The 22,680-nt window shown below is 39.5% G+C and carries 19 protein-coding genes and 2 pseudogenes; 18 read left to right on the top strand and 3 right to left on the bottom strand.

From position 1 onward, the window contains the following. The first annotated feature begins 484 nt into the window (after nt 1–484). From ACQ86H_RS06295 to ACQ86H_RS06305, 3 genes are all read left to right on the top strand, one after another. A complete protein-coding gene (locus ACQ86H_RS06295) occupies nt 485–2,038 on the top strand; it encodes a PAS domain-containing protein (protein WP_431294189.1) in 1,554 nt (517 codons plus the stop codon). Next, entirely contained in the window at nt 2,031–2,393 is a 363-nt protein-coding gene (locus tag ACQ86H_RS06300; protein ID WP_431294190.1) for a response regulator, read from the top strand. Before ACQ86H_RS06295 ends, ACQ86H_RS06300 begins: the two co-directional genes overlap by 8 nt. 184 nt (nt 2,394–2,577) lie before the next feature. Then, nucleotides 2,578–3,186 carry a hypothetical protein gene (locus tag ACQ86H_RS06305; RefSeq protein ID WP_431294191.1) on the top strand — a complete coding sequence of 203 codons (609 nt, stop codon included), beginning with the start codon at nt 2,578–2,580 and terminating at the stop codon, nt 3,184–3,186. Here the strand turns inward: ACQ86H_RS06305 and ACQ86H_RS06310 are convergent. After that, the gene (locus tag ACQ86H_RS06310) at nt 3,183–3,656 is read right to left on the bottom strand and encodes an ankyrin repeat domain-containing protein (RefSeq protein ID WP_431294192.1); all 474 of its coding nucleotides are present in this window, start codon (nt 3,654–3,656) and stop codon (nt 3,183–3,185) included. The genes ACQ86H_RS06305 and ACQ86H_RS06310 overlap by 4 nt on opposite strands. A 416-nt stretch (nt 3,657–4,072) precedes the next feature. Continuing rightward, a complete protein-coding gene (locus ACQ86H_RS06315; protein ID WP_431294193.1) occupies nt 4,073–4,630 on the bottom strand; it encodes a ferritin-like domain-containing protein in 558 nt (185 codons plus the stop codon). A 353-nt stretch (nt 4,631–4,983) separates the two neighbouring features. On the opposite strand from ACQ86H_RS06315, the gene ACQ86H_RS06320 reads away from it, so the two are divergent. From ACQ86H_RS06320 to obgE, 12 genes and pseudogenes are all read left to right on the top strand, one after another. Further along, nucleotides 4,984–5,538: a ferritin-like domain-containing protein gene (locus ACQ86H_RS06320; RefSeq protein WP_138818206.1), complete on the top strand. Its 555-nt coding sequence runs from the start codon at nt 4,984–4,986 to the stop codon at nt 5,536–5,538. Continuing rightward, nucleotides 5,504–7,743, top strand: a pseudogene (locus tag ACQ86H_RS06325) (catalase). Before ACQ86H_RS06320 ends, ACQ86H_RS06325 begins: the two are co-directional and overlap by 35 nt. A 261-nt stretch (nt 7,744–8,004) precedes the next feature. Continuing rightward, a complete protein-coding gene (locus tag ACQ86H_RS06330; RefSeq protein WP_431294194.1) occupies nt 8,005–8,193 on the top strand; it encodes a hypothetical protein in 189 nt (62 codons plus the stop codon). A 370-nt stretch (nt 8,194–8,563) separates the two neighbouring features. Further along, nucleotides 8,564–10,423 (top strand): malto-oligosyltrehalose trehalohydrolase, encoded by a 1,860-nt coding sequence (treZ, locus tag ACQ86H_RS06335; RefSeq protein ID WP_431294195.1) that lies wholly within the window; start codon nt 8,564–8,566, stop codon nt 10,421–10,423. Further along, the gene (locus tag ACQ86H_RS06340; RefSeq protein ID WP_431294196.1) at nt 10,416–11,765 is read left to right on the top strand and encodes an alpha-amylase family glycosyl hydrolase; all 1,350 of its coding nucleotides are present in this window, start codon (nt 10,416–10,418) and stop codon (nt 11,763–11,765) included. The genes treZ and ACQ86H_RS06340 overlap by 8 nt, the downstream gene beginning before the upstream one ends. A 20-nt stretch (nt 11,766–11,785) precedes the next feature. Beyond that, the gene (locus ACQ86H_RS06345) at nt 11,786–12,892 is read left to right on the top strand and encodes a hypothetical protein (protein WP_431294197.1); all 1,107 of its coding nucleotides are present in this window, start codon (nt 11,786–11,788) and stop codon (nt 12,890–12,892) included. Between the two features lie 41 nt (nt 12,893–12,933). Beyond that, the gene (gene malQ / locus ACQ86H_RS06350) at nt 12,934–14,466 is read left to right on the top strand and encodes a 4-alpha-glucanotransferase (protein ID WP_431294198.1); all 1,533 of its coding nucleotides are present in this window, start codon (nt 12,934–12,936) and stop codon (nt 14,464–14,466) included. 208 nt (nt 14,467–14,674) lie between these two features. Then, nucleotides 14,675–15,025: an alcohol dehydrogenase catalytic domain-containing protein gene (locus ACQ86H_RS06355; protein WP_431294199.1), complete on the top strand. Its 351-nt coding sequence runs from the start codon at nt 14,675–14,677 to the stop codon at nt 15,023–15,025. Next, a complete protein-coding gene (locus ACQ86H_RS06360) occupies nt 15,022–15,831 on the top strand; it encodes a zinc-binding dehydrogenase (protein WP_431294200.1) in 810 nt (269 codons plus the stop codon). Before ACQ86H_RS06355 ends, ACQ86H_RS06360 begins: the two co-directional genes overlap by 4 nt. A 411-nt stretch (nt 15,832–16,242) precedes the next feature. Beyond that, nucleotides 16,243–16,521 (top strand): DUF4142 domain-containing protein, encoded by a 279-nt coding sequence (locus tag ACQ86H_RS06365; RefSeq protein WP_431294201.1) that lies wholly within the window; start codon nt 16,243–16,245, stop codon nt 16,519–16,521. Between the two features lie 661 nt (nt 16,522–17,182). Next, entirely contained in the window at nt 17,183–17,758 is a 576-nt protein-coding gene (locus ACQ86H_RS06370; protein ID WP_138818196.1) for an adenylate kinase, read from the top strand. A gap of 169 nt (nt 17,759–17,927) precedes the next feature. Continuing rightward, a pseudogene (gene obgE, locus ACQ86H_RS06375) lies at nt 17,928–18,922 on the top strand (GTPase ObgE). A gap of 275 nt (nt 18,923–19,197) precedes the next feature. Here obgE and ACQ86H_RS06380 read toward each other — a convergent pair. Further along, nucleotides 19,198–19,563 (bottom strand): YtxH domain-containing protein, encoded by a 366-nt coding sequence (locus ACQ86H_RS06380; protein ID WP_138818195.1) that lies wholly within the window; start codon nt 19,561–19,563, stop codon nt 19,198–19,200. Nucleotides 19,564–19,955: 392 nt separating this feature from the next. Between ACQ86H_RS06380 and ACQ86H_RS06385 the strand changes: the two genes are divergently transcribed. The 3 genes from ACQ86H_RS06385 (at nt 19,956) to ACQ86H_RS06395 (ending at nt 22,674) form a co-directional block, all read left to right on the top strand. After that, nucleotides 19,956–20,336, top strand: coding sequence for an OsmC family protein (locus tag ACQ86H_RS06385; protein ID WP_431294202.1), 381 nt, complete (start codon nt 19,956–19,958; stop codon nt 20,334–20,336). Between the two features lie 89 nt (nt 20,337–20,425). After that, nucleotides 20,426–21,679, top strand: a complete 1,254-nt coding sequence (locus ACQ86H_RS06390) for a DUF2130 domain-containing protein (protein WP_431294203.1) — start codon at nt 20,426–20,428, stop codon at nt 21,677–21,679. A gap of 536 nt (nt 21,680–22,215) precedes the next feature. After that, entirely contained in the window at nt 22,216–22,674 is a 459-nt protein-coding gene (locus tag ACQ86H_RS06395) for a glycoside hydrolase family 97 N-terminal domain-containing protein (protein ID WP_431294204.1), read from the top strand. Nucleotides 22,675–22,680: the final 6 nt, after the last annotated feature.

The following is a 22,680-nucleotide window of genomic DNA, read 5'->3' on the forward strand; positions in this document are numbered from 1 at the left end:
GAGTTTGTTAATGGTAGCGTAGTGAAAGGGCATTTATTTGCGATTTATCAATCTCAAGAAGTCTTCAACTACGCTCAGACTGACAACTGCGGTGTTTAACTTAGGCTGCCGGAAATACCGGCAGCCGGATCGATTTTCAACTAACCGATTTTATAGTCATTTTAGGTAGGTGTGGATTTTTAACATACGTAGTTTCCAAATTGTTTTTGAAAAAAATTATTTTAGCAGGATATTTAAACTAATTAGATTTCACATTGCCACAAAACCAGGTCAGGAAAGGAGAAAATATTCTTGATTCTTCTATTTTTATCCCACAGATATGATCTTAAACAGTCGTCCATATTTTGGCAATATCACCGTATTTTAGTTGTAAAGAAAAAACAAAATATCGCTTAATGGGTTATAAGATGGATTTAATTTCATTAAGCGTGATTAAATCACTATTTAAAATATAAGTCAGATACTCACATTTTATACTGATCAATTGGAAACATCAAATAATCGAAAATTCGAACTTTCAGGAAATGCAGGCGCATCTAATTTCCAGCTGATGACCATGGCATTGGATGCCTCTATTTCTGGCATAATTATCACCGATCATACCCAGCCAGACAACCCAATTATCTATTGCAATAAGGCCTTTGAAAATATTACAGGATATTCCAGGAAGGAGATTATAGGTCATAATTGCAGGTTTCTGCAGGCGCAAGACCGAAACCAAAAAGAAAGGGCAATTTTAGCCAGGTGTATTACCGAGGGTGAAGAATGCCGGGTAGAAATCAGGAATTATAAAAAGAATGGAGACCTGTTCTGGAACGAACTCTATATGTCGCCGGTTAAAAATCCAGACGGTGAGGTTACCCATTTTATAGGTGTTCAGAATGATGTAACCTCGAGAAAGAATGCAGAGCAAGATTTGCGGCAGCAGAAATTGGTAATGGAAAAGAGGATCAGGGAACGCACAAAAGAACTCCGCGAAAGCGAAGCATTTCTATCGAGTATTATTGAAACAGTGCGCGAGGGTCTTTTAGTGCTCGATCCTGATTTTAATGTGCTGAGTGCAAATTATCATTTTCTGAGGACTTTTAAGGTAAGTAAAGAAGAAACAGTGGGTCGTCAGTTATATGATTTAGGTAACCATCAATGGGATATTCCGAAGCTCCGCGATTTACTCGTTAAAATTCTGCCGACCAATAATCCTGTTGTTGATTTCGAGGTTGAGCATGATTTTCCGCATATTGGAAGGAAACTAATGCTCCTGAATGCTTATCGGGTAGAATTTGAGGGGCAATTTAAAGACCAGATTCTACTGGCTATAGAAGACATTACCGAAAGGCGTGAGGTAGAAATTAGGAAGGATGATTTTTTATCAATTGCCAGTCACGAACTTCGTACACCGCTAACTACCATAAAAGGTTATGTGCAGCTGTTGGAACGCGCTATGCCACAAAATGCCAGTGAGAAATTTTTGTCGACTTTTGGTAAAGTATCTGTGTACGTAGAGCGGTTAAATTCGCTAATTAGTGAACTGCTCGACGTTTCGCGTATTCAAAGTGGTAATATGGAACTACACATGGCGAAATTCGATTTCGATGTCATGATTGCAGAAGCCGTTGAAGGTATGCGCGCTACGGTTCCTGGTCACCAAATTGTACTTAATGGCCAAACCGGGGCAAGCGTGATGGCTGATGAGTCGCATATTGCCCAGGTAGTGAGCAACCTTTTGTCAAATGCCATTAAATATGCGCCAGATTCTGAGAAAATTGAAGTGAACATCGCCAACGTAAGTGATTATGTAAAGGTATCAGTAAAGGATTTTGGATTGGGAATGAGTCCTGAAGATAGGAAAAAAGTTTTTGAACGGTTTTATCGGGGAGTAGAAATCCAGAAGAAATTTCCAGGTATGGGAATAGGTCTTTATATCTGCGACCAGATTATTAAAAACCATAACGGCACCCTTTGGGTAGAAAGCGAAATAGGCAAAGGTTCTATATTTAGTTTTACTTTACCTAAGGCAGGAAAGGAACCGAATGGATAAAAAGAAAATCATAATCTGCGATGATGATGAAGGGATTATTGATGTGTTGGAAATGATTCTGGAAGAAGTAGGACATACGGTGATTTCGGTAAATGATAGTTTAAAGGTACAGTCGGTTATAGATAAGGAACAACCAGATTTATTGATTCTTGACTTGTGGATGCCAAGGCTTTCAGGGCAGGAGGTACTGAGGCAATTAAGAAGCCATTCAGGCCATGATGATCTGAAGGTTATTGTAATTTCAGCCAGCAGGGATGGAGAACAGATCGCAATGGGTGCAGATGCAGATCAATTTATTGCCAAACCTTTCGATTTGAACAATATTTTAGATTCGGTTAATACCCTACTTAATTAGAAGAGATTAGTACGTTATTTTGTTTTTTATGCTTCTGTTCTGCCAAATAACGCTTACGCTATTTTGGATCGTGTTTCAACTATGTCTCCGTAAATTTTATTGGCTATTTCATATCTGGTTTTATTAAGTTTTAATAAATAATCAAACCATGCGCAAGAACAGATGGTTCTATAGAGAAAAGACAATGAAAAAATTAAAGAACAGCCTGGTTCCCCAACAGGTTATTGGAAGCCAGATGGATGTAGTTGAAGAACGTAAGTTAAGCAACCTCATTCAGGCGCAGGAATTTTTCTCAATAGCTGCAAAAAGATTACTTGAAGTGAATGAATGGAGTAAAATCTCCGGACTTTCAGACTTTAAGATTTTTGCGCCTGAAGGGAAAGAAGCTATGCGATCAGCCCAAAAGGGAGATTTCATTAGAATAGATATCCCTGGGCCAGGTCCGGTATCAGGAGATGGATTTGATTGGGTAATGATTGAAGAAATTAAAAAAGACCATGAGGGTGATCAGGAAATGATCAGTATGTGTGTCCGTCCATGTCCTTCACCTTTTAATAACGATAAACAAACTGCTCATTTTTTAAAAAACCATGCCACTTCCACCTTTATTGTCCGCAGAGATGGGATTACTGTATGGGCAGAGGAACATGGCAGGAATGAGCAGGCGAATACCGATGAAGGAATTTTAATCGATAGAACACGGAATCTCATTGTTGGTTTTAGTGCAAAGCTTGGTTTATCCTATCCTCAATGGAAACTGCTGGTAAAAGGACTACTTGATGGCAGATCTTAATGCTGTAAAATTGCAAGTCCTTCTTCATTACCCTGCATTGCGGCAAGTTCTGCAGCACGCTGACCGCGGATATCGGTAAGCGACGGATCTGCACCTTTTTCAAGTAAGAGTTTCAGCAGGTCGTTCCTGCCGAACATGGCTGCAAACATAAGGGCAGTTCCTCCATTCCCATGTTGAAGATCTAATTTAGCACCCCTGGCGATCAGCAGTTCTGCAATAGGAAGGTAACCCTTAAAACAAACGCCCATCAGCGCTGTGTTGCCGCCATAGTCTGCAGCATCTATATCTGCTCCAGCAGCCAAAAGTATCTCTGCAGATGATAAATGGTTATTGTAACAGGCAATGATCAACGGGGTATAACCTTTCTCATCCCTGAAATTCACATCAGCGCCCCTGCTAATGAGCTCTTTTAATACTTCGTTTTCTCCCTGTCTAGCTGCGGGTATTATCAATAGGTCTAAGTTTTCCATGTAAATATAACTGTGGTTATAGAGAAAAGGTTTTATACTTGAAGTTAAATAATGCTATGATGAAGATGCTGCGATAAACAACTGTTGCTGTTGTTTCGCAAATCAATTATTTCAATAATAAATACCTAAGAAATGTCGTCATTGCTGAGGTGAAACGACGAAGCAATCTTTCCTGCTAGCGATCTTTGCTAAAAAGATTACTTTCCCTAAAATCAGGGCAGGCTTTCAGCATAACACCTTGTAGAAATACGCTGTCATTCTGAATGTAATGAAGAATCTTTCCCTTATTGGTTGTATATTTCAGTAGGCTATTTTGATCAGTGTTTCGGGATTTGTATTTCTTCGGTTTGAGATCCCTCACTTCGTTTTGATTTGAACAAAAGACAAAAAAGGCTCCGTAGAGCCTTTTTTGTCTTTTATTCTGTTACTGCTTCCGCATTAACTGCGTTAACCGCTATTTCGGTCAGGGCTACATCTGTTGCCTTTTCATTTTCTAGTGTTTGCGTAAGGAGTTCAGCTACATCATTGTGGCCAATATTCTCTGCAAATACCCTTAAGGTTCCGTAGGTTGCAATTTCATAATGCTCAACTTTTTGAGCAGCAAGGATAAGCCCGGCATCGCGGATCATGGTACCTTTATCAGTATCAGCAATAATTCCGTTTGCCTCTTCCAGTAAACCAGCCATGGCATCACATTTTTTTGCAGTCGCTTTTTCGCCTAAAAGACTAAATACTTCTTCGAGGGTGCTGATATGTTGCTCCGTTTCCTGAGTATGCTTTTCAAAAGCAGCTGCCAGCTCCGGGCTTGTAGCAGCTTTCTTCATTTTTGGCAGTGCTTTAGCAAGATGCTTTTCTGCCCAATAAATATCTTTTAACTCATCTACAAAAAAATCATGGAATTCTGAATTCTCAATTTTTCCTGTTTTACCTGTAGGTTTCGCGGTTTTCTTTGCCGGTGTTTTTGTAGTTGCCATAATTATATTTTTAATAGGTTCTTTATTATAGAACAGGATAAAATTGTGGATAGTTTTGAGTTTTTTACTTGTTTGTACTTTTCGATGCTAAAATCTTTTATTATTCTTTCTGACCGAACGGAGTTTATGCTAAAATTTTTCATTAAAAATTGGACTCATCACTAAATTTTGATGAAGCCCGGTTTATCAGCTCGTCAGGTTATTTCCCTGTTTTGAAGTGAGGGTTCCGTCTGGCAGCTATCTTTTATTAAAAGACGTATTAAAACGCGGATAAATTTCGGAAACTAAATAGCAAAATATAGGGTTATAATACATGATGGTCAACAACGAAACATCTTAAACATAAACATACCATGAAAAAACAAGACAGCGGCAGTAAACCAAAACTTAGCGCTAAAGATACGATAGCGGCTTCTCCGGCCTTGAAAGAACTCTTTAAAGATGGAATCTGTGATCTTTATTGGGCCGAGAATCATTTGGTTAAAAATTTGCCTAAAATGATTTCCAGCGCAACATCACCAGTACTTAAAGGTGCAATTGAATCGCATCTTACTGAAACCACAGGACATGTAGCCAGACTTGAAAAGGTATTTGAACTCCTTGGCGAAAAACCCATAGCCAAAAAATGTGATGCGATGGAAGGATTGAGTAAAGAGGGAGAAAGTATTATTGAAGAAACTGAGGCTGGAACAGCAACCCGGGATGTGGGCATTATATTAGCCAGCCAAAAGGTAGAACACTACGAAATTGCTTCTTACAGCGGGCTTTTCCAATTGGCAACTACATTGGGTTTAACAGAAATTGCAGATTTACTTGAACAAACACTAGCAGAAGAAAAACTTGCTGATGTAAAGCTTACCGATATTGCTGAGAATGAAATTAATTATAAAGCAGCTGAGGAGGCTTAAGAAAGGAGAAAAAAATGGCAAAAAAACAACAGTAAAAGATACCAGTCCAATACAACAGGACAATGATAAAACGACAAAACTTGAGGCCTTTGTTGCGGATTCTACCGGTCAGAAACTAACCACCAATCATGGAGTCAAAATAAACGACGACCAGAATTCTCTTAAGGCCGGCGATCGCGGTGCAACCTTATTGGAAGATTTTATATTACGGGAAAAGATTACCCATTTCGACCATGAGCGGATACCCGAGCGTGTTGTACATGCCAGAGGATCTGGGGCACATGGGGTGTTTAAGGTATATGAGGACATGTCTGACATGACAAGGGCAGCTTTCCTTTGCGATCCGGGTTTGGAAACACCTGTTTTTGTCCGGTTTTCAACTGTAGCAGGATCAAGAGGTTCTACCGATCTTGCCCGTGATGTCCGGGGTTTTGCCGTAAAATTTTACACTCAGGAAGGTAATTTTGACCTTGTAGGTAATAACATGCCTGTATTTTTTATTCAGGATGCAGTTAAATTCCCTGACTTAGTGCATGCTGTTAAGCCTGAGCCAGACAATGAAATGCCCCAGGCGGCATCTGCACACGATACTTTTTGGGATTTCATTTCCTTTATGCCCGAGTCTGCTCACATGGTTATGTGGCTGATGAGCGACAGGGCCGTTCCAAGGAGTTACCGGATGATGGAAGGTTTCGGGGTACATACTTTTCGCTTTGTTAATGGATCGGGGGTGGCAAGTTTTGTGAAATTTCACTGGAAACCACTGCTGGGCGTACATTCGGTTGCATGGGATGAAGCGCAGAATATTTCTGGAAAGGACCCAGACTTTCATAGAAGAGATCTTTGGGATGCGATAGAAGCAGGTGCTTTTCCGGAGTGGGAACTTGGTGTTCAGATTGTTGCAGAAGAAGATGAATTTAAGTTTGGCTTCGACTTATTGGATCCGACAAAATTAATTCCTGAAGAGCTGGTTCCGGTGCAACGCATTGGAAAAATGACTTTAAACCGCAATCCCGATAATTTTTTTGCAGAAACTGAACAGGTTGCTTTTCATGTCGGGCATGTTGTTCCGGGAATAGATTTTACCAACGACCCGCTTTTACAGGGCAGGCTTTTTTCTTATACCGATACGCAGCTGATCAGGCTTGGCGGACCAAATTTTCATGAGATTCCGATTAACAGACCTGTTGTGTCTGTACACAATAACCAGCGCGACGGCTATATGCGCCAAACTATAAACCGTGGGAAGACCAGTTATGGTCCTAATGGAATAGCTGCAAACGATCCACAACAGGCTACAGCTGCAGATGGCGGCTTTGTAAGTTATAACGAACGTATTGATGCGAAGAAGATCCGCGCAAGAAGCAGGAGCTTTTTCGATCACTTCTCACAGGCGAGGTTGTTTTTTAACAGTCAGTCTGATGCCGAAAAAACCACCTTATAGATGCATTAAGCTTTGAGCTGGGCAAGGTAAAAATGGTTGAGATAAGGGAACGCATGCTTGGCTTACTTAACCATGTTGATAAAGGACTTGCTGCAACAGTAGCTTATGCTCTTGGGCTTCACGTTCCCGTTATTCCTTTGGAAGAACTAAATGGCAGTGTGCCGGCAGACGCTGATCCTGCTGATTATAGCCCCGAACAGAAAGATGGAGAACTTGCAAAATCGGAGGCATTAAGTATGTCTGGAACACTTAAGGATAGCATTGCTACCAGAAAAATAGCCATCCTAGCAGCAGATGGGGTAGATGGTAAATCGCTCAGTCAAGTTAAGGATGCACTTATTGCCCAGGGTGCAGTTGTGCACATTATAGCGCCAAAACTTGGTGCCATTCTTTCGCAGGAAGATCAGCAGATCAAGGTTGATGAGAGTTTTCTTACAGCCGCTTCTGTACTTTATGATGCTGTTTATCTTCCGGGAGGAACAAACAGTTCTGCTACATTAGAAGCAGAGGCTAATGCAGTACATTTTCTGAACGAGGCCTTTAAGCATTGTAAGGCAATAGCAGCCGATGTTACCGCAATACAGGTTTTGGAGGCTACATATTTCTACAAGAAACTTCCGGATGAATATTCGGAGGAGACTGTGCTGCGCGAGGGGATAATTGTTTCGGAAAATCTTTCTTCATTAGCAGAACTGTTTATCAGGATGATTGCCCAGCACAGATTTTGGGACCGGGAAGTTCCAAGAAAAATTCCGGCATAGAAATGTTAAATTTTTTAGTATAACATTGATTTAAACATCATTTCAGCCAGGTATTATTTTGCCTGGCTGTTTTTTTAAAAATAAAACCAAACTGATAAAGGTTTTTACTGGTTCTATAAATAGTGTGGCATTTTATTCCTGTTGCGTGATGATGCAGCGCGTTTGCAGAGTACTTATACCCTTTGCGGGTGAGTACATAACACATTACATATAAGGGTAGAATTCATCTGCCCGCTAATATCATTTAACAACTTTAAAGCTATGGAAAATCATAAAAAAGAGGTCGAAACGCAAAATGAAGATAAAATAGGCATTATCCCGGTCTCGCAGATAAAGGGAAGTGATGCAGACAGTGCTAATCAGAATGATGCTGCAGAGAAACTGGCTGAACAGTCCGCAAAATCTGATTCGGATATTGATGAACACACTGGAAAAAGCAAGACTGACTAAACAGGTTATAATGGTTTTGATTAGCCTGGAAAATACACTTCGAACTTCATTAACAGATTCTAAAATTTCGTCATCTCGACCGGAGCAACGTCGAGTGGAAAGATCGTTGGATTGCGTTGCCGAAAAGTTTAAAGATTTCTCCATTACGCTACCAATGAAGAATCGGGAAGCTTCATCTGATAGCTAGCTATCAGATCGAAATGACGATATTATTTATATTAATTTTCGTGTTCATAATGATGTATTTAATAGGGTATAGATATAACCAGATGAAGTTTTAGAAGGTTTAGTTTTCTTGAACTTGTATAAATGAGCTTGTTGTCTCCAAAACTATTGGCTTATGTTTTTTGTTTTTTTCTAAAGTGCTTTAATGGAAATAGATATACAGAAGAGAAATATTGGATTAAATTTTAGTGAAAACGGGACTGCTGAAATCAGGCTTTGGGCGCCATTGGCTGCAAATGTTTCTATTTTAATTGAAGATGGGGAACTGACTTTAGCAATGCTTGATGAGGGCTATGGTTACTGGTATTTGCAAACAGACCAGATCAAAGCATTTGATCAGTATCGCTTTAAAATAACCCCTTTAAGTGGTAGAGAAACGCTTGATCGGGCAGATCCAGCCTCTTTATGTCAGGAAGAAGGCCCAAATGGACACTCTACGGCATTTGATTTGAATGCTTTTCCATGGAAAGATGCGGGATGGAAAGGTGTAGATCTTAAAGATCTCGTTATTTATGAGCTCCACACCGGAACCTTTACCCCAGATGGAGATTTTGCCGCAATGGAAACTAAACTCGACTACTTGGTTGAGCTTGGTATTACTGCTATAGAAATTATGCCTGTAGCACAATTTTCGGGTAACAGGAATTGGGGTTATGACGGCGTGTTTCCCTTTGCTGTTCAAAATACTTATGGCGGACCACTAGCCCTGCAGCATTTGGTTAATGCCTGCCATACTAAAGGTTTATCCGTAATTTTAGACGTTGTTTATAACCACGTAGGACCTGAAGGGAACTATTTCTCCGATTTTGGTGAATATTTTACCGATAAATACCATACCCCATGGGGGAAGGCCATTAATTTTGATGATGCAGGCTGCGATGCCGTGCGTAATTTCTTTATCGAAAATGCTTTAATGTGGTTCAGGGATTTTCATATCGACGCCCTCAGGCTGGATGCAGTACATGCAATTAAAGATTTTAGTCCTGTGCATATTCTGGCGGAGATTAAAACCCATACCGAAAAACTTTCTCAATTTACCGGCAGGGGATACCAATTGATTGTTGAACTTGATTTAAATGATGAACGTTATATCAGGCATCAAAGCCAGTATGGTTATGGAATGGATGCACAGTGGATCGATGAGTTTCACCATGCACTTCGGGTTTGTACCGGGCAGGCAAAAGAAGGATACTATTCCGATTTTAATGGTGTAGCAGATCTCGCCAAATCCTACCGGGATGCTTATGTATACACCGGACAGTACTCTGTGCACCGGCAGAGGAAGTTTGGAATGCCCCTACAACAAGTTTCAGGTGCTAAATTTGTTGTTTTTTCACAAAACCACGATCAGGTGGGTAACCGTATGCTGGGCGAAAGAAGCAGTACCCTGGTTAGTTTTGAAATGCTAAAGGTGATGGCTGCTGCAGCTTTTTGCAGTCCGTTTTTGCCCTTAATATTTATGGGCGAGGAATGGGCAGAAACCAATCCTTTCCAGTTTTTTGTGAGCCATAGTGATGAGGAACTGATAGAAGCCGTAAGGAAAGGAAGAAAGGCAGAATTTGCGGCTTTCCATAATAATGGAGTTACACCCGATCCACAGGCAGTCTCTACTTTCGAACGTTCTAAGCTCGACTGGGAAAAAACCGGTGAACCTAAGCATAAGGTGATGCTCAATTATTATAGAAACTTAATTGCATTGCGAAAACAACATGCTGTACTTGCTAACCTGGATCGGGAAAGTGTGACTGCGGAAGCTTTTTCTGAAAAAAACTGCCTCGTGTTAAAGCGCTGGAAAGGTCGCGATGAAATCATGGCGATGTTCAATTTTTCCAAACATATACAAACCTTATTCATTGATCCGGCATTTCAATATGCCCCGGTGCTGTTAGATTCTGCTTTAGTAAAGTGGAACGGTCCAAACCAGGAATCAAACAATATATCTGCTGAAGGCCAGATTACTTTATTTCCCGAATCAATTATTATTCTTTACAAAACAGATGTATAAACCAACTTCTACCTATCGGATCCAGTTTCATAAAAATTTTAACCTCAAATCGCTGGATCAAATCATTCCTTATCTAATAGAATTGGGGATCGGTACATTATACGCTTCCCCAATTTTTGAGGCTATGCCCGGAAGTACACACGGTTATGATGTGGTAAATCCCCTGAAGATCAATCCTGAAATTGGTACTGAAGCCGAATTGATAGAGGTCTCTAAAAAGTTGAAAGCAGCTGGCATTAACTGGCTTCAGGATATCGTTCCTAATCACATGGCCTTTCATCCTGATAATTTGTGGTTAATGGATATACTGCAAAAAGGAAAGGCATCTGATTTTGTAAATTTTTTTGATATTGATCTGCAAAAGGGGGATGGACGTTTGATGGTCCCTTTTTTAGGTGAGGATCTTGAAGCAGCAGTTGCAGAGCAAAAATTAAAGGTACTCGAGATTAAAGGCAAATACTACCTAAGTTACGGCGATTCCAATTGGCCGGTAAATGCGGAAACCGCCAGGACTCTTTCCACACAAGACCTTAAGGAAATAAATAGGGATACTGCTGCCTTAAGCAGGATTGTCAAAAATCAGCATTACCGTTTGTGCAACTGGCAGGAAACCAACTATAACATCAACTATCGCAGGTTTTTTACCGTTAATGCCCTGATCTGCCTCAATATGCAACATCAGGAAACATTCGATCTTTACCACCGCTACATTTTTGAATTGATTGATAAAGGAGTTTTTCAGGGTTTGCGGATTGATCATGTTGATGGCCTATATGATCCTAAGGAATATTTACAACGGCTTAGAAACGCTGTAGGCAAAGACATTTATATCGTTGTAGAAAAAATTCTCGAAAATGGTGAAGAATTACCTAAAGACTGGAAAGTGCAGGGAAGTACAGGCTACGATTTTTTAGCAATGGTAAATAATCTTTTTACAAACAAAGAAGCAGAAAAGCCCTTTAATAAACTTTATCAGGAAGTAACAGGTAAAAAACTCGATCCATCCACGCTGATTTACGAAAAGAAAAGCAACATCTTGTTTAAGCACATGCAGGGAGAACTGGATAATTTATTCGAACTCTTTTTGGAACTTAAACTGCCCGATTTTTCGATCATTAAGCAAGCTGATCTTAAAAAGGCACTTGCCGAAATGCTTATCACTATGCCTGTATACCGATATTACAACTATCGCTTTCCCCTGGCAGAGGCTGAATCACTTCATATTCAAAATTTGCTTGCACCCATTCTCCGTGATAAAAAGCTGGCTAAAGCAGGAGAGTTGTTGAACAAAATCTTCTTAGAAACCCCAAAAAGAAAAACAGGGCCTACAACAAAAAGTTGAGTCATTTTTTTCAGCGCTGTATGCAGTTTACAGGTCCGCTAATGGCCAAAGGCGTAGAGGATACCGCCATGTTCACCTATAACCGGTTTATAGGCCATGCAGAAGTGGGTGATGCGCCAGATGCTTTTGGAATGGCAGTGCATGAGTTTCATAATGAAATGTATAAACGCCAACAGGACTGGCCATTTAGCATCAATGGAAGTTCCACTCACGACACCAAAAAAGGGGAAGATGTTAGAGCAAGATTAAATGTACTTAGCGATCTTCCGGATGAGTGGTCTCAATTGGTGCAGCAACTAAAAAGAACTTTCGTATCCCTACAAAAACAGAATACGTCTTTTAAGCTATTACATGATAATGATGTTTATTTAGTCCTGCAGACCATTATCGGCGCTTTGCCCTTTCATAAAGATGATGATCATGAAATCGAAAGCCGTTTGGCGCAGTTTATTGTAAAAGCATTAAGAGAATCGAAAAAACGATCAGACTGGGCAAATCCTGATGAAGACTATGAGGATAAACTCACTGAATTTTCGCAGGCTCTTTTAACTGAAAAGCAGGAAAGTAATAGTTTAATCAGAAATTTTTTAAAACGCATCTCCGATTTTGCAGTCATCAACAGTTTAGCCCAGCTCGCCCTGAAATTCACCTCTCCGGGCATCCCGGATATTTACCAGGGAACCGAATTATGGGATTTAAGTCTTGTTGATCCAGATAACAGAAGACCAGTCAATTATGCCGATAGGACGGATTTGATCGCAGCATTTGATGCGCCTGTTAATTTTAAAAGGCTTTGGGAAGACAGGTTTTCGGGAAAAATTAAAATGTGGCTAACTAAAACTTTGCTAAAGATAAGAAAGTCTGAGTCAGAAGTTTTTGAACGTGGAGCATACATTCCTTTACAGGTTCAAGGTAAGTATAGCCAGCATATTTGTGCTTTTGCAAGGCAATATAAACAGCAATGGCTAGTCACTGTGGTTCCTTTGGGGTTTGCTAAATGCTGTAAAAATCAAAATGTAGCAGCCGATAATTTTGATTGGGAAGATACCCAGGTGTTGTTGCCAAATGAGGCACCTCTTAGCTGGCAAAACCTGCTGACCGAAAAAAGGAGTATAAAGATCCCTTAAATGAAGGTATCCTGATCAGCCAGTTGTTTAACCACATGCAGTTGGCGGTAATTAAGTTAATGCCTAAAAATAATCCGCGTTCTGCAGGTGTGCTTATGCACATTAGTGCTTTGCCGTCTCGTTTTGGTATTGGTGATTTAGGCCCTGGCGCCTATAAATTTGTAGATTTCCTTGCCAAGTCACGGCAACGCTACTGGCAGGTTTTACCGCTTAATCCAACTAAAAAAGAAACTGGGTATTCGCCCTATTCCAGCAACTCTTCCATGGCCGGAAATATGATGCTGATCAGTCCTGAATCCTTATTTGAACAAGACCTTTTAAATGAAAGTGATTTGAACGCCTGTATGTTACCAGAAACAGGGCCGGTAGATTTTGAAAAAACAGAAGTAATGAAGCAGCAGATATTAAATAAGGCTTATCAACTGTTTAAAGCTAAAAGGAATGAAAAACTGGTAGATGAATTTAACCTGTTTTGTAGAACCGAACAAGATTGGCTAGCCGATTTTTCTGTTTATACCTGCATAAAGCAACATTTTAAGGGTAAGGAATGGTTTAACTGGTCAGAAAAATTTAAATTAAAGGATGTCCAAACTATCGTTAAATTTGAAAAAGGCAATCAGGCCGAAATTGAAGAAATAAAATGGAACCAGTTTATTTTTTATCACCAGTGGTATAGGTTAAAAGAATACGCAAATGCGAAAGACATAGAACTGATTGGCGATCTCCCGTTTTACCTTGATTATGATGCTGTTGAAGTATGGGCACAGCGTGAAAATTTTTTATTGGATAAAAACGGAAACAGAACAGAGGTTGCTGCCGTTCCTCCTGATTATTTTAACGAAAAGGGGCAACTCTGGGGCATGCCGGTATACAACTGGGAAAAGATGAAAGAGGATGATTTTAAATGGTGGGAAAATCGGTTAAAGAAAAACCAACAGCTATATAATCTTCTTCGTTTAGATCATTTTAGGGCTTTTTCTAATTATTGGCAGGTTGCGGCCAGTAAAGAAGATGCTGTAGATGGTACATGGAAGCCTGGAGCTGGTGCTGCATTTTTTAAAACGATGGAAAAGAAATTGGGCAAACTCCCCTTTATTGCTGAAGATCTAGGTGAAATTTCAGCGGATGTTGAGCAGTTGAGAAAACAATTTCGGTTGCCGGGCATGAAAGTACTTCAATTTGCTTTTGGTGAAGATTTAGCAGGATCCGTGCATATCCCACATCAATTCGGCTCGTCAAATTTTATTGTTTACACAGGCACACATGATAACAATACAACCTTGGGCTGGTTTAAAAATGAAACCGATGCAAACGTTAAAAAGCGACTTTCAAAATATGTTGGCGCCGAGGTTAATGAAAAGAATATCAATACCATCCTGATCGGGCTCTGCTATGCTTCCATTGCTAAAATTGCCATTATCCCCATGCAGGATATTCTGCAATTAGACGAAACTGCCCGGATGAATATACCCGGTAAGGCAACAGGGAATTGGGCATGGAGGGCAGATAAAAATTTTATAAAAGAAGAAACGATAAACTGGCTGAAAGCAGAAACCGAACTTTATGGGCGCTAAAAACTTCAGAAAAGGGGATCCTATTCCGCTTGTGTAATCAATTTTGGTGCATAAAAAGCTTTTTTAGTAACAGCTATTTAACTTGTTGTTTACTGAATATTTTAAAAATGAAAAATTACCTAAACTATAGCCGATTTTTCATTGTTGATTCTTTAACACCACGGGTAATTTATGAAGGGTTAAACATCAATATCTTAAAATCAATACTATGAAAGCAGCAGTATTTCACAAACCTGGCGATATCCGGGTAGATAACGTTCCCGATCCGGAAATTCTGGATCCAAGGGATGTAATTCTGAAAGTTACCTCAACTGCCATTTGCGGTTCCGATCTCCATATCTTAAGCGGTGCAGTTCCACAAAAAGAACCATTGGTTATGGGGCATGAATTTATGGGGATCGTTGAAGAAGTCGGTGCTTCCATCACCAATCTTAAGCGTGGCGACCGTGTGGTGGTTCCTTTTCCAATTTCATGCGGTAAATGTTTTTTTGTACGCATGAGGCATCCCCTGCATGCGAAAATTCGAATTTTAAAAACTATGGTCCTAACGGGGATATGATGAGCCAAAAAGGTGGCGCATTATTTGGTTACACCGATCTGTACGGCGGATATTCGGGCGGGCAGGCACAGTATGTAAGGGTACCTTATGCGGATGTCAGTCCGAGGATTGTTCCGGAACATTTAAGTGATGAGCAGGCACTTTTTCTGACCGATATTTTTCCTACAGGCTGGTCGGCTATTGACTGGGCACAACTTAAAGGAGGAGAGGTGGTGGCCATTTTTGGCTCAGGTCCGGTGGGTTTAATGGCCCAGAAAGCAGCTTGGATTAATGGAGCGAGCCGGGTAATTGCGATTGATCCCCTTGATTACAGGTTGGAAAAAGCAAAAGCTGTAAACAATGTCGACATCCTCAATCCACATAAAGTTGATGTTGTAGCAGCCATCAGGGAAATGACCGGTGGACGGGGAGCCGATGTATGTGTAGATGCTGTTGGTTTCGAACCTGAGCGTAGCTTTATGGATAAGGTTAAGGCAACGATAAATTTTGAAAAAGGATCAATCAAAGTCCTTGAAATGTGTTTTGAGGCTGTCCGCAGGATGGGAACGGTATCTATTATGGGCGTTTACGGATCTCCTTATGATAATTTTCCGCTTTTTAGGATATTCGACAAAGGTATTACCATTAAGCAGGGGCAGGCTCCGGTACTCAACTATATTGATAAACTGATCGGGCTTGTAGATGAGGGTAAAGTAGTGCTGGATGATATTATAACCCATACAATTCCGCTTGAAGATGCCGCACGTGGCTATAAAATTTTTGATGAAAAGGAAGACGATTGCGTTAAGGTTGTTTTGAAGCCTTAGCCCCTAATAAATGTTAGCCTGGTAGCATAACCAGGCTAACATTTACTCTGTTTTAAAATTTGCTTTTTTATGCTGCTTTATGTTGTAACTGTTTTTCGCAGTACCCGTCGATCAGATAAAAGGCTTTTCGAAATAAAACGAAAAACCATGGATATTCGACGTGCTACCAATCTTTTTTTCGCTACACTTTAAGCTGCTACTATATGGTTTGGTATGTTGCTGGTTGCTGTGTACATCCTGCCATAAGGAAGATACTGGGGCCTATATGGTCACATCTGAAAATTTCTATGACATGGCCGTGCCTGAGCATAACTATCAACAACTTCTGAATGAAGAGCTTTTCAAAATCAATGCTGATCCGCGTTTTCCTGTACTTGCAAAAAAGCGTGTAGAGTTTTCAAAAAATACATTTTGGAGTTGAATGCGCTGTTAGGAATAAGCGGACCTGATTCTTCCATTGCTATCAGTGATGAAAACCATGAAAGGCTTGTTGAATTAAAACAGCTTACAGGAGATAGCTTTAAGAAGGAACTGGTCAGGTTAACTGTTGAATCGGATCAGCAATTTGTCGGATTTCATGTTAATGCGATTTCTTCAGAAGGGGCTAAGGATCTTGCATTAAGGGAGTGGGCCCGACAAAAACTTCCGGTGCTAACCGAGAATCTTTCAGAGATTCAGGCACTTCATTAGATTGGATAATTACTCATTGAATTGTAATAGGAAAGGATTCATCAAAAATTGAATTTATGACCAATAGTTTAAATGAAATCAGTTAAACCATTAGGCTGTGTTGCAGGCAACATGCGTAGAATAAATTGATTTCATTTCAGGGATGTATAGAATGGGGCCTATATATTGACTAAAAAATTATCTTAATGATACATTAGCTATTTGGTTTAGAGTCTGCAGTATTAAAATAATTAGCAATGGAATATTATTAACCAATACGTTCTGTAAGTTCACTTAAATTCAGGATTCATTGATTGGGATTGTTTTTTTATATGGATAGGTTCATATAATTAGAAAATTGTTTCAAACATCTAAATTCTTTGTGAAAATTGATCAAAATTTAAAAAGAATCTTTTGTTTATGTGACTTAGTATTTGATGGAAATTCTGTCAAATATAAAAATGGCACAAGATTCTTCTTAGAATAAGATAAATGTCATTAAAATAGCCCTTTTCTAAATAAATTGCCAATTTTAAATGGCATCTAAATTAATAATTATATATTTGCAGCCTTGAAACTAAGCAATGTCTAATGCTATTAATCAGTGATTTGGATATTACTTATAACAGAGCCATAGGAATAAGGCTTTTTTAATTTTTTGAAGACAACCTAAACAACTTGAATGCTTAATTTAGTTCTCTTTGGCCCTCCAGGGGCGGGTAAAGGCACCCAATCTGAAAAGCTGATTGCAAAATATCAGTTGGTACACGTTTCAACAGGCGATCTTTTTAGAGCACACGTTAAAGGAGAAACAGAATTAGGAAAAAAAGTAAGTCAATTGTTAGCTGATGGAGAATTGGTTCCCGATGCCATTACGATTGCCATGCTTGAGGAAGAGGTGGATAAAAATCCTGATGCTAAAGGATTTGTGTTTGATGGATTTCCGCGTACCGTTCCGCAAGCAATTGAGCTTGATTTATTTTTAGAGCGTAAAGGCAGTAAAATTGCTGGTGTTATCGCTTTAGATGTTGACCAGGACGAGCTTACAAAACGTATTGCCGAACGTCATAAAACCAGTGGCCGTCCAGATGATGATGCTGAAAAACTGAAAAAACGGATTTCAGAATACTTTGATAAAACGATCCATGTATTGCCTTATTATGAAGAGCAGGGGAAGTTGAATAAAGTAAACGGGATTGGTGAAATAGAAACAGTATATCATGATCTTTGCGCCGTAATTGATCAGTATAAAGTGTAAAGTATCGGGTTCAGGAAGCAAATATAGTATCAGGGAAACGGTTTTAATTAATTCCTGATCCGTTATAAAAAACATAAAAGGAGTTATAATGTTAAAACGTTATAACTCTTTAATTTTAATGGAGTTGTCATTTCAACGTTCCAATAGTAAAACATTTCAATATTAAAATATGTCGCAGGGTTCGAATTTCGTAGATTATGTAAAAATTTGTTGCCGTTCTGGTAAGGGTGGGGCAGGTTCAGCACATTTACATCGTGATATTTTAACGTCAATGGGTGGTCCTGATGGTGGTGATGGCGGTCGTGGTGGCCACATTATCGTTAAAGGCAGTATTCATATCTGGACATTATTACACCTTAAATACCGTAAACATATCATCGCAGAAGATGGTGGGGCAGGTGGAAGTTCCCATAAATTCGGTAAACAAGGTAAGGATGAAATCTTAGAAGTTCCGCTTGGTACTATTGCCAAAGATGCTGAAACTGGAGAAATCCTTTTGAAATTACAAAAGATGGCGAAACTAAAATTTTAACGGCTGGTGGCCGTGGCGGTTTGGGTAATGCGCATTTTAAAAATTCTGTTCAACAAACACCACGCTTCGCACAACCAGGCGAACAGGGACAGGAAGTTTGGAATATTTTAGAATTAAAAGTTTTAGCCGATGTTGGTCTCGTAGGTTTCCCAAATGCAGGAAAATCAACTTTACTTTCTGTAGTTTCGGCGGCTAAACCAGAAATTGCCGATTATCCTTTTACTACCATTGTTCCTAATCTGGGTATTGTAAGCTACCGGGGTGGAAAATCTTTTGTAATGGCAGATATCCCTGGAATTATTGAAGGTGCATCAAAGGGTAAAGGTTTAGGATACCGTTTCCTTCGTCATATCGAGCGTAATTCGGTGCTGTTATTCATGGTTCCGGCTGATACAAGTCGCTCAATTAAAGAAGAATACGAAATTCTTAAAAGCGAACTGGAGTCTTACAATCCTGAATTAATGCAAAAGCCACACGTTTTAGCCATTACCAAATCAGATATGTTAGATGAAGAACTGATGGAAGAAATGAAACAGGATCTGCCAAATATCCCATCGATATTTATCTCATCAGTAGCCGAAAAAAATATTTTAGAGCTGAAAGATATGCTTTGGAAGGCAATTGAAGGATAAAGTAATCCATTAGTTCAATGGTCAGTTGTTCATTAGTTTCTACTCTCAACTAATGACTAATGAACGTTACCAAACCAGGCGCTCAAACACTTAATTGAAATTCCCTGTTTTTGATAAAATTGGCTGGATATCAGTTTAATAAGGAAAGGCAAAATTTTCGAGAGGATAAAATGGGAAAAGGTGCTAACCTCCAATACTAAGAAATTATTTAAAGGCGAAAGGTTTGCATGGATCATTAATCCATGCAAATGACTCATTAAATTTTTTTGTATTTTTTATCCTTGTCCTTCCTGTACCTGACCATTTTCGTGGGCATTTTCAAGAATCTCTTTCACATCTGATTTGCGTTTTTTAGCAACTGTGTGTTTAAAATGAGGCACTTCATGTTCAACAATATCTTCTTCAATGGCTTCTACGCCAAAAACTTTCTCTTTTAACAGGTTATATTTGTCTTGAAAGCCATAACGCAGGTTTTTGGCTCCACCAACAATTTTTCCCCGGGTGCCTGCACCGCTATCTGGAGCAAATAAAATACTAATTACTGCACCAGCTGCTAAACCAGCCACCAAGGCAAGGGCTATTTTTGCACTGTTATCCGATTCGTGCTTTAAATATTTTCCGATTAACTTTCTGTATTTCATGATCATGTGGTTTTATAAATGAACAATTCGGCTGATATAATGTTTGATGTTTTTTAATTTGGAAAGCAAGTACAGTAGTTTTTTGGAAAAGCAGTCCTGCTTCCGCTCCTATGAAACCTGTGAAACAAGCAAGCACACCATAAAACAACAAAATAAGTGCTTAAGTCGGGAGCACCCGCTGAAATCGCGTTTAGATGGCAATGTAGCTGTGGTATACCTCTGTGAATTAATGTTTACAATTTTATATCTGTATTTAGGTGATCAATGAGGTTAGTGGTGAACCGTTAAGGCTGCAGCAATCATGAAATTACGATATCGATCTTAAAAAAAGACCAGACTTTTACCTAAGTTTAAAGTTAAAGCACAATATTTGGGTTACTAAACGAATTAAAATGGTAAAAGCAACAATAAATAAAGAACATTATGCATGTTCGGTAACCAATGGTTCACATGATATTATCGTAGACGAACCTTTAGAGTTAGGAGGAACACATAAAGGTTTTGCACCAAAAGGATTATTAATGGCTTCTTTTGCATCGTGTGTAGCCATTACTTTAAGAATGTATGCCGATAGGAAGGAATGGCCCATTGATAAAATTGAGGTGGAAGTAAACATTGATACCGAAAACGGTGAAACAATCTTTTTGGAAGAAATTACCTGTACTGGCGTGCTTACCGAAGAACAAAAAATCAGACTGGAAGAAATTGCAACAAAATGCCCGGTCAGTAAAATCCTTGCCGCTGGTCATGAAATCAGATCGAAAGTGCTTTAGGGTATGATGGTGCAAAACTCCTTTGCACATTCATAAAAAGCTTTAATATCTTTGTAATCCACAGTATTTACTGCGGTAAAAAATAATTTATGCCTACCGAAATAAAATGCCCCAATTGTGCCCATATTTTTCCGATGGAAGAAGCTATGGCCGAAGATTATAAGAAAGAGTTACGTGAGAAAGCGGCTGCTTATGCAAGGCAGAAAGATGAAGAATATCAACGTAAGCTACAGGTTTTCGAGTCAGAAAAACAGCAACAGCTGAAAGCTTTTGAGGCTAAACTTAACGAAGAGAAGACCAAACTTAAGGATAGCTTAGAGGAGAACCTTCGTAAAAGTATTTCGGCCGATTTTGAAACCAAACTGCAAATGCTGGAAGGTAATGCGAAAGAGAATGCCGAAAAACTAAAGTTAGCCAGAGAAAAGGAACTGGATTTCTTACGCCGTGAAGAAAGCCTCAAGGTAAAAGAAGAAGAGATGGAACTTGCTTTTCAGCGTAAAATGCAAGAACAGCGTAATGAGCTGGTAGAACAGATTCGGAAACAAGAGGCAGAAAAGAATAGCATTAAAGATACTGAACATCAATTGCGTTTAAAAGAATTGGAAAAACAGCTCGACGATCAGAAAAAACTAGCTGAAGAGATGAAACGCAAAGCCGAGCAGGGTAGTATGCAATTACAGGGCGAAGTACAGGAATTGATCCTGGAAGAACTGCTCCGTGTTAATTACCCTTTCGATTTAATTGAAGAAGTTGGCAAAGGTGTACGTGGGGCAGATTGCGTACAGGTGGTGCGTAATCAATTTGGACAGGAATGCGGTAAAATTATTTACGAAAGCAAACGTACCAAAGACTTTGGTGGCGACTGGATCGAAAAACTGAAGAAAGATATGCGCAGTATGGGCATTGATGTAGCGGTGATTGTAAGTCAGTGTTACCCAAAAGGCATGGATTGTTTCGGACAGCGTGATGGAGTTTGGATCTGTTCTTTCGAAGAAGTAAATGCCGTAGCTTATGTGTTGCGGGAAGGTATTTTGCGTTTGGCAGGCGCAGTAAAATCGCAGGAAAACCGTGGCGAAAAAATGCACATGTTATACGATTACCTAATGGGGGCAGAGTTTTCTGAACAATGGAAAGCCATCAGAGAGGGTTTTATGAGTATGAAACTATCCATACAGCGTGAGCGCGATGCGATGGAACGTTTATGGAAAGCACGTGAAAAACAATTGGAGAAAGTATTGTTAAATGCGACCCATATCCGTGGTTCTATAGAGGGAATTGCAGGTAGCGATAGTGTGCAGCTGAGTTTAACAGATGAAGATGATGATACCTTGCTTTTAGAGTAAAGCACAGCATCGTCTCCTGTCCCGATTTTTATATCGTAACGTCATCCTGAACTTGTTTCAGGATCTATTTGAATAGATCGGGGTTGGCCCATCAACAGGTGTGAATTGCCAACTGATTTGGGCGTTACCCAATCCCGTGGAAAACGGGATTGGTTTAGGCTTTTCAGGGCTACACTACGCTTCGGTACCAATGAAAACCTGTGAAACAAGCAAGCATACCGTAATTAAATAAAAACAGATGCTTAATCGGTGCTGAACCCTTACAATCCTTAACGCGGAGGTACTGCGTGACCACCTCGCCGATTTTAAACGATGTAGCGCTCAATGAGGCCATTAAAAAAGTATTAACTTCTGCCGCGGTTCGTGGAGCCATGAATCGAAATATAGTAAAGAGGAAATACTTTTTGTAACAGGTTATACCGGATTAGTATCTACCTTAGATACAAATTGTATTTAATTACATGCTTTTTTGTATCAGAAACCAAAACCTGCAAGTTCTGATGTGATATAAATAATAACAATAAATAAATAATAACATGAACAAGAAATCTAACCAATCTTTTAACCGCTTTAAAATCCTTACTTTAATATGCACTTTGCTATTTTTTGGGGATGTCTTCGGGAACGTTCCCGGAAAGAGTTTGAAGTCGCCGGATGGCAACCTGGTGACCAGTTTTGCTTTGGCTGAAGGAGGAGTACCCACCTATACTTTAAAATACAAAGGAAAAGACGTTATTAAAACCAGTAAACTGGGTCTCGAGCTTAACGACGGTAAATCTTTAATGAACGGTTTTACCATAAGCGATACCGAAACGAGCACTTTTAATGAAACCTGGAAACCCGTTTGGGGCGAGGTAAAAGAAATTGTAAATCATTACAATGAACTGGCGGTAACTTTAACCCAAAAGGAGAGCAACCGTTTTATTATTTTACGTTTCCGCCTGTTTAATGACGGTTTGGGTTTTAGATATGAATTTCCGGAGCAAAAAACTTAGATTATT

The sequence above is a fragment of the Pedobacter sp. P26 genome (assembly GCF_050632135.1).
Lineage (GTDB): Bacteria > Bacteroidota > Bacteroidia > Sphingobacteriales > Sphingobacteriaceae > Pedobacter.

Coding starts and splice junctions, on each gene's coding strand:
- ACQ86H_RS06305 (WP_431294191.1), top strand. CDS start 2,578: ATGAAAAAATTAAAGAACAGCCTGGTTCCCCAACAGGTTATTGGAAGC.
- ACQ86H_RS06300 (WP_431294190.1), top strand. CDS start 2,031: ATGGATAAAAAGAAAATCATAATCTGCGATGATGATGAAGGGATTATT.
- ACQ86H_RS06395 (WP_431294204.1), top strand. CDS start 22,216: ATGAACAAGAAATCTAACCAATCTTTTAACCGCTTTAAAATCCTTACT.
- ACQ86H_RS06340 (WP_431294196.1), top strand. CDS start 10,416: ATGTATAAACCAACTTCTACCTATCGGATCCAGTTTCATAAAAATTTT.
- ACQ86H_RS06390 (WP_431294203.1), top strand. CDS start 20,426: ATGCCTACCGAAATAAAATGCCCCAATTGTGCCCATATTTTTCCGATG.
- ACQ86H_RS06310 (WP_431294192.1), bottom strand. CDS start 3,656: ATGGAAAACTTAGACCTATTGATAATACCCGCAGCTAGACAGGGAGAA.
- ACQ86H_RS06385 (WP_431294202.1), top strand. CDS start 19,956: ATGGTAAAAGCAACAATAAATAAAGAACATTATGCATGTTCGGTAACC.
- ACQ86H_RS06320 (WP_138818206.1), top strand. CDS start 4,984: ATGAAAAAACAAGACAGCGGCAGTAAACCAAAACTTAGCGCTAAAGAT.
- ACQ86H_RS06380 (WP_138818195.1), bottom strand. CDS start 19,563: ATGAAATACAGAAAGTTAATCGGAAAATATTTAAAGCACGAATCGGAT.
- ACQ86H_RS06355 (WP_431294199.1), top strand. CDS start 14,675: ATGAAAGCAGCAGTATTTCACAAACCTGGCGATATCCGGGTAGATAAC.
- ACQ86H_RS06345 (WP_431294197.1), top strand. CDS start 11,786: ATGCAGTTTACAGGTCCGCTAATGGCCAAAGGCGTAGAGGATACCGCC.
- ACQ86H_RS06370 (WP_138818196.1), top strand. CDS start 17,183: ATGCTTAATTTAGTTCTCTTTGGCCCTCCAGGGGCGGGTAAAGGCACC.
- ACQ86H_RS06360 (WP_431294200.1), top strand. CDS start 15,022: ATGATGAGCCAAAAAGGTGGCGCATTATTTGGTTACACCGATCTGTAC.
- ACQ86H_RS06330 (WP_431294194.1), top strand. CDS start 8,005: ATGGAAAATCATAAAAAAGAGGTCGAAACGCAAAATGAAGATAAAATA.
- ACQ86H_RS06315 (WP_431294193.1), bottom strand. CDS start 4,630: ATGGCAACTACAAAAACACCGGCAAAGAAAACCGCGAAACCTACAGGT.
- treZ (WP_431294195.1), top strand. CDS start 8,564: ATGGAAATAGATATACAGAAGAGAAATATTGGATTAAATTTTAGTGAA.